General features: G+C 33.0%; 12 protein-coding genes. 4 read left to right on the top strand and 8 right to left on the bottom strand.

Features of this window, described 5'->3' with window-relative positions:
• Nucleotides 1-125 precede the first annotated feature (125 nt).
• The 3 genes from AC6CHR_RS13470 to AC6CHR_RS13460 form a co-directional block, all read right to left on the bottom strand.
• Nucleotides 126-698 carry a hypothetical protein gene (locus AC6CHR_RS13470; protein ID WP_498249432.1) on the bottom strand — a complete coding sequence of 191 codons (573 nt, stop codon included), beginning with the start codon at nt 696-698 and terminating at the stop codon, nt 126-128.
• A 646-nt stretch (nt 699-1344) separates the two neighbouring features.
• Nucleotides 1345-3126: a GmrSD restriction endonuclease domain-containing protein gene (locus AC6CHR_RS13465; RefSeq protein WP_498249431.1), complete on the bottom strand. Its 1782-nt coding sequence runs from the start codon at nt 3124-3126 to the stop codon at nt 1345-1347.
• Nucleotides 3127-3780: 654 nt separating this feature from the next.
• Entirely contained in the window at nt 3781-4650 is an 870-nt protein-coding gene (locus tag AC6CHR_RS13460) for a LysR family transcriptional regulator (RefSeq protein ID WP_498249430.1), read from the bottom strand.
• 134 nt (nt 4651-4784) lie between these two features.
• Between AC6CHR_RS13460 and AC6CHR_RS13455 the strand changes: the two genes are divergently transcribed.
• The 3 genes from AC6CHR_RS13455 (at nt 4785) to AC6CHR_RS13445 (ending at nt 6380) form a co-directional block, all read left to right on the top strand.
• Nucleotides 4785-4934, top strand: a complete 150-nt coding sequence (locus tag AC6CHR_RS13455) for a hypothetical protein (RefSeq protein WP_498249428.1) — start codon at nt 4785-4787, stop codon at nt 4932-4934.
• Nucleotides 4935-4943: 9 nt separating this feature from the next.
• A complete protein-coding gene (locus AC6CHR_RS13450; RefSeq protein ID WP_498249440.1) occupies nt 4944-5315 on the top strand; it encodes a YbaK/EbsC family protein in 372 nt (123 codons plus the stop codon).
• Between the two features lie 126 nt (nt 5316-5441).
• On the top strand, nt 5442-6380 hold the full coding sequence (locus AC6CHR_RS13445) for a DMT family transporter (protein WP_498249427.1): 939 nt from the start codon (nt 5442-5444) through the stop codon (nt 6378-6380).
• 301 nt (nt 6381-6681) lie between these two features.
• On the opposite strand, the gene AC6CHR_RS13440 is transcribed toward AC6CHR_RS13445, so the two are convergent.
• Nucleotides 6682-7512 (bottom strand): hypothetical protein, encoded by an 831-nt coding sequence (locus AC6CHR_RS13440; RefSeq protein ID WP_498249426.1) that lies wholly within the window; start codon nt 7510-7512, stop codon nt 6682-6684.
• A gap of 1225 nt (nt 7513-8737) precedes the next feature.
• Here AC6CHR_RS13440 and AC6CHR_RS13435 point away from each other — a divergent pair.
• Nucleotides 8738-8971, top strand: a complete 234-nt coding sequence (locus tag AC6CHR_RS13435) for a hypothetical protein (RefSeq protein ID WP_498249425.1) — start codon at nt 8738-8740, stop codon at nt 8969-8971.
• A gap of 575 nt (nt 8972-9546) precedes the next feature.
• On the opposite strand, the gene AC6CHR_RS13430 is transcribed toward AC6CHR_RS13435, so the two are convergent.
• The 4 genes from AC6CHR_RS13430 to AC6CHR_RS13415 all read right to left on the bottom strand — a co-directional run bounded on the left by AC6CHR_RS13430 (nt 9547) and on the right by AC6CHR_RS13415 (nt 12136).
• On the bottom strand, nt 9547-9678 hold the full coding sequence (locus AC6CHR_RS13430) for a DUF6254 family protein (RefSeq protein ID WP_498249424.1): 132 nt from the start codon (nt 9676-9678) through the stop codon (nt 9547-9549).
• 123 nt (nt 9679-9801) lie between these two features.
• Entirely contained in the window at nt 9802-9984 is a 183-nt protein-coding gene (locus AC6CHR_RS13425; protein ID WP_498249423.1) for a hypothetical protein, read from the bottom strand.
• Nucleotides 9985-10323: 339 nt separating this feature from the next.
• A complete protein-coding gene (locus AC6CHR_RS13420) occupies nt 10324-11175 on the bottom strand; it encodes a LysM peptidoglycan-binding domain-containing protein (RefSeq protein ID WP_498249422.1) in 852 nt (283 codons plus the stop codon).
• A gap of 355 nt (nt 11176-11530) precedes the next feature.
• On the bottom strand, nt 11531-12136 hold the full coding sequence (locus AC6CHR_RS13415) for a cell wall hydrolase (protein WP_498249420.1): 606 nt from the start codon (nt 12134-12136) through the stop codon (nt 11531-11533).
• Between the last annotated feature and the right edge of the window lie 155 nt (nt 12137-12291).

Raw genomic sequence — 12291 nt, 5'->3', positions numbered from 1 at the left:
TTCTAAGTGTTTTGAAATCCTGCGAATAAGTGAGTATTTGAGAGATAATCGTATCTTACTGAGGGAGCTTAATAACTTCAACAAAAATATGCGATAATCCTTCTTGAACTATCGCACCCGTTAGCTTAAGAAGGATTATTGATTTCTTGCAACAATAATTCTAAATCAAATTTCAAGTTACTTCTTGTCTCTTTATCAAATTCTCCTTGTACTTCTTGTATAGGGTATTTTTGTTTATGGATTATATAATGTTTTAGTTTTAAAAAAGTGGTTAAAGGAAAATCAAAATCATTCCACTCTTCTCTGTAACCAATTATTCCGTGTCTTTTTATTAGTGCATCTATTTCTTTTAACACAATCATAATAAAATCATCATAGGGGTACTCCGTTTTTATTAGTGTTTTAGTTTTGTCTTTACTAAATTCATCTTCATAATACACGGCTTTTATGTTCAGTATATTATTTTCTTTTAATTCGAAAGACCAAATAATTCCCTCTGGTTCACCCTCCCATTCACACTCAGTTTCTTTTCTTATCTCATCTTTCGGTACACAAAAAGAGTTTAAAAGCATTAGTGACCTTAGAAAATCATATAAACAATCTGTTAAATAACTTGCTGTAAATTCTAATTTCTGTCCATTTACTTCAACAATACAAGTAGCCCATCCAATTCCACTAAGATAATATTTAAACTCCACTTCCATCTCACCTACTTCGAAAGTTATGACTATTCCTTGTTCAACTAAACTGCCCGTTAGCCATCCATGTATCGCAAAAATCAGCGCTGCACCACAGAGAATGAAAATATGTCGAACTGTCCATATTGATTATTAATCCAGTCAATCCAATCCAAGTTCCATTAATTGCGGCCACTCTATTTTTTCAAACGAATTAGATGGGTCTTCTTTGATACTCTCATCTTTCGAAGTTATAGGAGTTTATTTTCATGGTAGTTGAAGAACGATAAAGAAAGGGGGATGCCGTAGAAACCCTTTTCAACTCTTACACCCATTACTTTAAGTACAAATTTAGAACAAATGCGCAGTATTCTTGTACTGTGCAACAAACGAATCCGCTAAAATTGGTATCTCTTGTTCAACTATAGAACTTCGTTTAAGTAGATTTATTCACAAAGTTGTTCTTATCAATTAAGTTATTACAGGTATGCTGACCCTTTAGCACCAAAAAAACAGCTGCGTATAGCAACTGCCCTCCCCCAACCCATTTCATAAAATTTCTGCCTCTTTAATTTCCGATAAAATATATTCAAAAGTGAATTTTATCAAATATACCAATAGTAAGCATAGCTTATTCAATTTTAGGTTTGAATTCTTTACATCAATTTTATTTAAAGTTATCGTTTAATGCTAAAATCTCTTTAGTACTAGTCACTAACTTTGTATCACTATTATTTCTAACATATACTTCCTCACCCCAGAAAGTTAACTTATCCTGTTTAGGTATTCTAATTCTAATAATAGATAAATTATGATAAACAATTACATCAATTTGTGTTAGTATTTGAGTTTTTAAATCTGTATCGATCGGTGAATTTCTAATGCGATCCATAAACATTTTTAGATACTGATCAGATTCTAGCCCTGCTTTTTTTAATTCTCTATCAATACCTAAAATGTATTTTCCGAAATACTCAATATAATCATTACCATATACTTCTTTCGATTTTTTAGCATCCTTCAAATCATCTGCAATCCCAATATAGATATATCCATCTTCCCCTTGAGCTGTATTAGCAATAGCAGTGGCTGTTTTAAGAATCTTCGTTACTAGCTTCTCATTTAATTTCTTTTTTTCATCTAAATCAAATAACCCTTGTTTAAACTCATATCTAGCAGTTTCTAATTTTGATCTTTTTAAAGAATTTTCAAAATTAATAAGTAGGCTAGGTCCATGTTTTAATGATTTTCTCTCTTTTTTCGCAAAAAATCTTCTAATTAGCCCCTTAGTTATATCTATATTTGTTACACGATCTGACACTTTCGCATACTTTGCACTACTAGTTAATTTTTGTTGTAAACCATTAATCGCATTAGAAATACCTATGCTATCAACTGGGACCATTTCCTCCACAATGAACAATTCATAAAAAGCCATAAATAGAGAGTAAAATGAATTTTTCACAGGATTTCTATGTTGCCCTGATACAATTTTCCTAAACCCGTTAGTATTACTATCCATATTTTCTATAACATTCTTTAGAACAGAGAACGTTTCAACTATCTCTCTATATAAAATTTCCTTATCATGTGCAATTAAATAATTGGAGATTTTTTCATACAATTCACTATTTTCATCATATAGTTTATCAAAATTCTCTAAACTCTTAGCGAAAGGCTCCTTAAGTAAAATAGATGCAGCAATATCTGCAATCATTTCTTCATCTTCACTATCTTTGATTTCATTTTTACCTAAGACCCCTGTTTTACACCAAAAGATATCATCTGCCTTAATACTATAATTCATATTATTTCTATGATTATCTATACTTATTTCAGGCATCTCATATAATTTAAGTAAATTTTTAGATACATCTCCGCGAATCTCAAATGCTATTTTACGAACTAATTCACTAAGATTGTTTATTACCCCAGCTTGTCTTCTTTCTTGATTACTTAGCTGTCGTCCTTGCGAATTTATTCTCCCGAAAACATCTATCATTTCTTCTTCTTCCATAGCAGGATAAATAGTAATTGCCAGCTGATAGTCTAAAAACTTGGCACATTGATCTGGGGTCAAAAATTCGTTATCATCTCTAGAAACAACATTAAAAAGATTTGAAGATGCCACTGCTTTTGCTCTTGTAAACTCATCTACATCAAAATATTTACCCTCTATTTGAACACGATTTTCTATAAAATCAAATAACGCTGTCAATCTTTGAACGCCATCTAGTATTTCAAAACTATCGAACCCATGTAATTCCGGTCTTGAAGCAAATAAAATTAATGGAATGGGATAGCTGCACATTATACTATCTATTAGCTTCTCCTTTTCCAATTGAGTCCAGACAAGTTTTCTTTGATACTTTCGGTTAACGATTAAATTACCTTCACGAAATAACCTATATGCTTCTTGAATACTCATTCCTTTAGGTGTAATACTCATACACAAATTCCCCTTCAAACTAAATTTTCCTATCTACTTTTTGATTCATATTTTAAGACTAAATCAATTTCGTTATTAATAATTGTACTTTAATCTGTTAAAATTTTATATGGATTTCATCTAAAAACAGGTAAATTTGTATATTTTTTTATTTATCATTGGTATCAAAAAAGGAATCAATCAAATATAAGATGGTTAGATTGAGCAAACTCTTACCAATAGAAGGAATCCATATTACAGTTGAATAACAATGAAGTTTCAAACCTTATTCAACTAAAATGCACTATGTTCTTTCGCTAAGAAACTTGCTACACAGTAAATGAATATGATTTTGTTCTTAAACTAACCTGCCCGTTAGTTTAAGTGAAAACCTTCACAATACCAGAAATCTTCATACTAAAATCATACCAGAGAATAACAGATTACGGTTCTAATTCCCCCTATTCCAAGGGTTGTTGCGCACAGTATACGTCAAATACGAAAAGACGATCACTTAAATGTAACCGTCTCGTTTGAAAGGAAACTTTTCAACAGTCTCCTTGTACTACGTAGCAAATAGATCTGTTGTTTTTTCGGCTTGATTATTCAACATTTGCTTCTATTGCTGAATAGTTGAAAATGCGAAAAAACATCATTTTGATCCATCATACTTATTCACTCAATGTTCCTATATGATAAATATTCTAAAAATTCCTTGGACGCAAGGGAAAGTGATTTTTGTTCCCTTGTAGCTATACCAATATTTCTAAACGCAGGAATTTCAAGCTCTTTCGCTATAATCTTGTGAGGAATACGCTTCAAGATCAATTCTGGTAATATACTGATTCCTAGTCCGTTTTCCACCATAGACATAATGGCATAATCATCCCATGTTGTAAAATTAACTTGGGGTGAAATTTGGTGCATCTCAAAAATTTCAGAGATTTCTGCTTTTGCTCCCTTTTCCAGTAGCATAAACGGACTATTCAATAAGTCTATGATTGGAAACTTTTCACAATTAGCAAGAGGATGATTTAACGGCATCACGACCAGCAAACGGTCTTGCTCCACAAAGATAGTATCTAAATCTGGTTTTGATGGAAGTCGCACAAATCCAAAATCAACACGTCCATTTAGAATCCAACTTTCAATTTCTGTATAATCACCCAGCAGAAGTTCAAAATTGATTCTTGGGTAATCCTTCTTAAAAATTCTAATCATATTAGGGAGCCAATGAGTTGCTACGCTAGAAAATGTCCCAATACGAATCATCCCAGTCTTTATATCGTGTAAGTCTTCGATCTGAGTCATTAAGATTTTATGCTCATTACATATTCTCTTTAATTGGGGCAGTAACTTTAAGCCATCAGAGGTTAAATTAATACCGGCACGTCCTCTTTCAAAAAGAGAAACCCCCCATTCCGTTTCTAAATCGTTAATCATACGGCTGATCCCCGACTGTGTATAGTCCAAGCTTTGAGCAGCTTTAGTAAAGCTACCCAATTCTACTACTTTTACAAACGCCACATATTTTTGGATATTCATACTCGTTTCCCTTTCCATCTGTTTTTGTCATGCGTATCATGACCAAAATTCGTTTTTGTAATACATGTGAACATGATATGTTATTACTATCAAAAATTCAAATTAGGAAAGGCTAGGATATAAAGATGTTTTTTGTGAGTGATATTATGGAAAAAGCACCAGATAGCTATAAGTCTCCGCTACAAGAAATGGTCTACGAATCATTGACAAAGTTACCGATTTCATTTAAACGAGTGATTACAGATGAAGCCATATCAATGGAGGACTGTATAGAGATCAATTAAAAATTGGATATGAAAATGGTAAAAATGCTGTTGCTCTGCAATAGTAAAAAGACAAAGTTTTATTTATTTATAACCACCGCTGATAAGCCATTCAAATCAAAAGATTTTAGCAATGCACTCGACATTTCACGCGTATCCTTTGCTCCGGCGGAACTAATGGAAAGTATTCTTGGCGTAAAAATTGGTGCTGCTACTGTATTTGGTGTTTTAATGGACAAGGAAAATCTTGTGCAGGTTGTTTTTGATAGGGATGTGCTTTTGGAAGAGTGGTATGGATGTAGCGATGGAACGACAACCGGATATATGAAGGTCAAAACAAAGCTGATCGTCTATAACTTCCTAACCTATGCAAAGCACATTCCGACAGTAATCGGAATCTAAATTCGGAAAAAGAATGGCGATTCATTACTTTATTTTAATAACAGGTTAATTCTATGCGGAATATAAGCAGTTTCGAGATTATTAGGAGTAGAGGATGAAAACTAAAAGGTTCAAAGGAGGGAAGTTGTGGATCAAAAGCGATTATTACTAATCTATGGTTTAGTATTTTTTGTCACAGCTATTTGGGGACTTAATATGGTTTTAATTAAAGTATTGGTGGAACATTTACCTCCACAAACCATGACGGCATTTCGAATTATGATGGCTGGGATTACGGCATTGATCATAATTGTTTTTGGAAAATCATTTCGTCGTTTATCGAAAAGAGAATGGATTTATACACTACTCGGGTGTGTTTTTGGTGTCATTCTACATCACTCGCTTATAGCAATAGGCTTAACAATGATTGATGCTTCGAATGCTTCTTTAATTCTATCATTAGTACCACTTACAACAGCAATACTTGCCGTCCTCTTTTTAGGTGAACAATTAACAAAACTGCGAATCATAGGATTTATCCTCGCCTTAACTGGTGTCTTTTTTATTCAAGGTGGTTCATTCAGTAATATGCAATTGTCCCAAGGAGAATTGATTTTATTTATTGCTATGTTCGTCCAAGCCATTAGTTTTATTTTTGTTAAAAAGGCAACAGCAACTCTCGATTCCAAACAGGTAACAACAATAATGTATTTATTAGGTTCAATAGGTTTGTTGATTATTAGTTTTATAACTGAACCTAAAGGATTCAACGAAATGACTTCAGCCACTTTCTTTATTTACTTTTTATTTATTGTGTCAGGGGTAGTGGCAACAGGTGTGGGGTATATAGTTTTTTATGCAGCGATCCAGCAGATAGGAGCAGGAAAAACAGCCATATTTAATAACTTTGTTCCTTTTTTTGGTCTTGTATTCTCCGCACTTTTCTTAAATGAAACCATTACAGCTTCACAATTAATTGGATTTGTGTTTATTGTAGCTGGAGTTCTATTTGGAACAGGTTATATTGAAAAACTATGGGCGAAAAAGCATAATCGGATTAATAATACACAAAATAGTATAGAATAATATCCATTTTTTTCGGTATTAACAATTGGAGGTTCTTATCTCTTACCTTACGCAGATCAACTATCACTATAAGTAAAAGACGCAGCACTTCAAGCACATTCTTTTTAATAAAGAAAACTTTTGCGGAGCAGTAATTGTTAAAGAGACGATTACTTAATATAAATGATCGTCCCTTTTCATTTTTTCACAGTATATTTGTACTATGTAGCAAAATATTCACTTAAATCATCCTATTTCATTAACCTGCTCCATTAGTGAAAATTCTTGTTCCAAAATTTAATTTTATCTTTTAATATTCAATTTAATAACTGCTATAATTTTGCAGTTCAGGTTTGTTTATAGGAGTGAAGCTATAATTGAGGCTACCTTTATGATGTATAGTAAAGAACTGCTCATAGCTTCGCCCTTCAATATCTTCAAAAGATACGATGAATTTATAATCCCCTTCGGGCCAATCCTTATCAAAGAATATCGGTAGTTTGACACTCTCCATAGCAGCTAATAGAAATGGAGGATTAAGGTATATTCTTTTTTCCACTTGCTCTACAAACAAACAAACAGATAGCTGAATGTTTCTTGCAAGCGAAGGTGCTTTTTGCGTCATAATTAACCGTATAAAATTGTAATTTGCACGACGTAACGTAGTAACTCCATTACCAATTTCCTCCTCGACCCATCCCGCTTCAATAATTTGGTGATACTTACGGGGGAAATCAGAACTAAATCTTTTGGCATCATTGTTGTTTGTTAAGATTATAAAACCATTAGGAGGATGAAGTTTTGTTTTATGCAAACTCATATCTTCATCAAGAGATACCATTACTTCGATATAAGGCATAAGAGCTATCCTTGAGCGCTCTTCTTGAAAGGTTAAATTTACTTGATTCTGATTAACAATCTTTTCATTTTGTTTAATAACCTTCATATTTTGGCTTAATGTTAAGCACACTGCGATTAAGGTTGCTGCCCCTCCAAGATAGCTCCCCCAAAACGCCAACCATTCGACATTCCCTAAATCCTTACCCGTATTTAAATCACCATATATATAAAAGATATTTAGACCCACAGGGATTAATAAAATCAATGTTAAAATAGGAATAATCCACTTATTATCTTTGTAAAATTGTCTCATCTATTCTCCTCTTTAAAGTTTCATGACTTATTAATTATAGTCTTCAAGGTATATAATACCAAATAATAGTCCTTTTGTTTTCGAGTAAACAACATTCCACTAATTTATTTCCTACTACTTCAATATTCAAAGTAAAATGCTCCTTGTCAGGACTAACCTTATTCAAAGATCCGCTCCTTACTTTCAGTGAATATCTTCAAAAAGTCCTTAAAAACTGGAGTTGTTTATTACTCAGTAATAGTCTACTACGCAGTAAATAATGACTGTTTTTCTTATTAAAGATTACTGACCTTTAGTTCGACATCAATTTATCTATGTTTTCTTCCAATTTATTCACTAGAATCTCCTTATTTCCATTTATAATCCTTGTTTGACTTTTCCTGGTTGTTATTTCCATTAATACCCACCCCTTATGACTGTTTTTTTTATAACAAATTAGTTGGCATACTGTTACATCTCAAAATCCTACTTATTTTTGCATTAAATCAAGCGTATCTTCGACCAGATTATTGGTCACATCGTGGTCACACACTACTGAAAACTTTCGGAAACTAGAGTTCATTTGAATATTGAAAAACTCCTTAAAAGTGCAATATAAAGACAGTTTGGGCAACTCTCGTAAACTACCGGATATTCCATCCCCTACGCTGGCAGCGTAGAGGTCAGCGGTTCGATCCCGCTATGCTCCATCTAGATTGATATAACAACGTTTTGTAGCTTTTTAAGACCTATTTTGTGTAGTAGTCTTAAGCGCTATCTAAATCCAACTTTGCTAACCACTACTCTAAATTCTAATGAGGAGTGGTTTTTTATGTTAGTTAGATTATTAATGAAAGTGTTTTTTGCTGAGAAGGGGTCAGCAGCTTGTTTGTTCCACCCCTTGTTCATTCAAAATCCATTGAGATAGCTACCAAAAAGGAAAAAACCATTAAACAAAGCCCAGATAATACCTGTTCCCATGTAAAAACTAAATCCAGGTCCGTAACGTTTCCATACTGTTTAGGTAAAACAATTCTTTATTTATCTGCCGAATAATCTTTAAATATTGTGATCTTTAGTCAAATCCCCCCAGTTTAATTTACTCTAATCTTTATGTTTCTCTAAAGAGGTTTTTTAGTTTATTCACCTAAAATCAGGCTCGTTTTCTGGGTATAAGTCCATGTAATTTCATTATTTAAACATATAGTGTTGATGTATAGTGAACTTATAAAAAGGAGAGATTTTATTGAATTACCATAACCAATCCCAAATGAATCCTAACGAACTACAACAATTGTATTACCTTGATTCTTTAAATGGACAACAGCGTTTTGGGGAACCTACTGGACAGTCATATGGACAACCGCCTTATTCCCCTTACCCACCTCGACCACCACGCTGTCGTTGGGTTCGTGAATGTAGATGGGTACGTCGTTGTAGAGATGACTACTCTCCCTATGATTATAATTACGACTACTAATCTGAAATGACCTTTAATTAAAGGGTTGGAGATTTTCCCTCTAACTCTTTAATACTTTTAAATGTTTATTGTACCTGATTTACATCATCATAAACCTTATAACCTTACATTTAAATAAAGGGTAGCCTATCCATCCAGAATCAATCATGCGATTTCTTAAAACTTAATATGATAATGAAACCAATTATTGAACACGTAACAATGACAATTACCATTGACCAACCAAACTTAAACCCTATTCCGTTTATTTTTTTAAAAAAATAATATCAAATCCATTCTATTAATAATCAGAAAAGTAATTGGTTTTCTTTTAGAACTAAATTAACTTTGTTACTTGAATAATAAAGAGCAACACATTTTTTACTAGTTCCACTATAATGCCAACGAAGAATATAAAGCACATAAACGTCTAAAAGAGACCCATTTAGTATTGATTTTCAGATATATGTAAACCTAAAAGGTCATAATTATCACTCTCGATAATTATGACCTTTTTTAGGTAACGACAAAGGGAGTGAACTCACTATTATGTGGGCTCTGACACTTTGGGAATAGCCTCTCATTCTTAAGCAGGTTTACTTAGTTTCAGATTTATTTTCGCCCATATCTTCAGCTAATTGTTCAAATGATTTGACTTTACCATGTGGATTCTGCGATTGTTTACGTTCTTTCCATTGGCGTTCTTGTTGTTGCTTAGATTGAGTCATCTAAATAAGCTCCTTCACAATAAAGTTAAGTAGATCGTTTGAATCATGATAAGCGCCTCCATTCCACCCTTTGTACTCGGTGTAGGCATCACTTATCATGAGTTCGAGTCTGGCAAGTATTCATTAATGCATGCCTTTCCACTCACCTTGATTTTTAGATGCCTTTTCTTTTTTTGCTTTATTTTTATGTGCTTGATTAGCGTTAGCACTGCCAAATTCATGAGAGAATTCTGAATCGGTTTTGCTTGAATCAAATCCTTGTTTGTTCTTTTGATCTGCATCATTTTTCTTTGTTCGTTTTGCCATGGATAACCCCTCCTTCTTATTTTTAGTATGAGATCAGAAAGAAGAAATATACCCTGAATTAAAACCGATAGTAACATGAAGCTGTCATGTCATTTAGGTGAAAAACAAAGTAATAATAAGTTGCTGTTCGACTATTTTATCATTTATATACCTACAATGTTGCCGTTTTTATATGCGTTTCGAAGTCGGCTTCATTCATCAAGTCGGGCATTCATTGAACACCGCCTGGCAAAACTTTCAATTTACTTTCGATTCTTCCCAATCGTTTAAATATTCATTACTTCGCAAGTAGAGAGAAGACTCTCTCCCTACTAATTACCAATGCATAGTTAGTTCTTACTATTTTATTTCTCTTATTTTTCGCTCCACTAGTGGATAAAAATGCTTAATTGCACTGTTTGTAGAATTACCTCCGAAAAATCCAGTACCTGGACAGGTTTTTACATCATAGTTTGCAGCATTATCTAACACTCTTTCTCCTGTTTTCAAATTCCACCAATGATGATAGGTGATACTGTCTATAGAAGGAGTTAACCCAAATTTTATACACAACACCGCAGTTATATAAACAATCGATTCTTTTTGTTCCTCAGTCATTACATCCTTACCTATATCGAAGTTACCAACATTCTCAATGGCAATTCCAACCGAATTCGCCTTTGTTCCAATTGTTCCTTCTGGAGCTATGTTAAACGGCCTAGAAACTGCGATTTTCCCGTCAGGAAATGTCGTTATATTTTGAGCGATATTCTTCCAATGCATATTTTTAACATGATAATTCTCCATACCTTTCAACATGGTAAAATGATTGGAACCATTAAATTGCTTATATGAAGGTAACCATGTGTGATGTTGTTGGATGATGCTTATTTTTCTATTGATTTTTTTATTAAATAACCAATTCTTAAATTCTTCCTTTGTCATAAGTAAATACTGTCCTTGCATGGCATAACTTTTTGGAGGAATCTTTAATTTTTGTCCTATGTAAATTAAATCAGATGAAAGTCCGTTTGTAACTTTTAGGTCTTTTACAGAAATACCATATTCATTTGCAATTCTCCCTAAATAATCTCCAGATTTGACCACATGAATGTTGCTAAATGTATTTCCAGTTGCATGAGCAGGGGAGATATTCACTATCAATAACATAAACAATAACAAACTAACTCCAATCACAATTTTTTTGTTCATTTTTCAATCCTTTCATTGTGTTATCACGGAAACTGAAAATACCGGTAACACACGTATTCATTTTATTTGTTCTATAATAATAGTGTGGAAAACAGCCGTGTAATTATCCTGGTTATTTATTGTTAAATTAGTGTAGAGTGGTTTCTGCTTTACTTTTCATAGTGTTAGTTGGTGTTAATTCCTCAAGCTTGTTTTCTGTACAAAGCAATGTACACGTTTTTTAAGTAGATTTTCTTGCTCTTTTCACTAAGCAACAAACCTTTAGAAAAGAGCCTTCCTCAAACACAAAAAAGCACCTCCAATTGTGAAATGTGTCCAACAATTGCGGTGCAGTTTCTAAGCTATATACGCATTTTTAAATAGCGAATGAGTGATTACCGATTGTCTTAATCACTTCACGAGTAAAAATCCAATCACTTGTTGCCGTTTCAGGGTTATAGAAGTAGAGTAATTCATTATCTTTTTCTTGATTTGTCAGAGCTTCTTGAACAGCTTTAACGGCTTCCTTATTTGCCGAATCGTCAATTGAACCATTTTGCACGGGTTCAAAAGCATTCTCTTCGTAAATCACTTCCTTGACGGTATCAGGAAATTCTTTGTGTTCTACACGATTCAACACAACCGTTGCCACTGCTACTTTACCAACATATGGCTCACCTTTTGCTTCTGCGTGGACAAGACGAGCAATCAAATTCTCTTCTTTGTTTGAGATTGTTAGAGAATTATCTTTTTTTTCAATCATAGTCATTGGTGAATGTTCTATTTTTTCTTTATTAAAAAAACGACCATCTATAATTTCAGTTTCATTCTGGTTTAACTGATATTTTTCAAATAATATTTGTAAAGTGTCACCTGTTTGTATAGTGTCTTCTGCTTCAGCACTTATTTTAGATATAGGAAAAATACTAAATGAACCAATTACTAAGGTGATCGTAGTAAATAAGATTACTATCTTTTTCATTTTGTAAACCTCCTGTTTATTTTATTAGAATAAATTCAGGGCCATTTACAAGACTAACAGGTTTACAAGGGTAACACATTAGTGAATTAATGGAAGTTTTTCCATTTGTGTGAAATCACAAATGTGAAAAAAGTCTCAACTCCATAAAGGAATTG

It is taken from the genome of Metabacillus sp. GQ13 (assembly GCF_059758525.1).
This window is presented reverse-complemented; position numbering and strand designations above follow the sequence as displayed.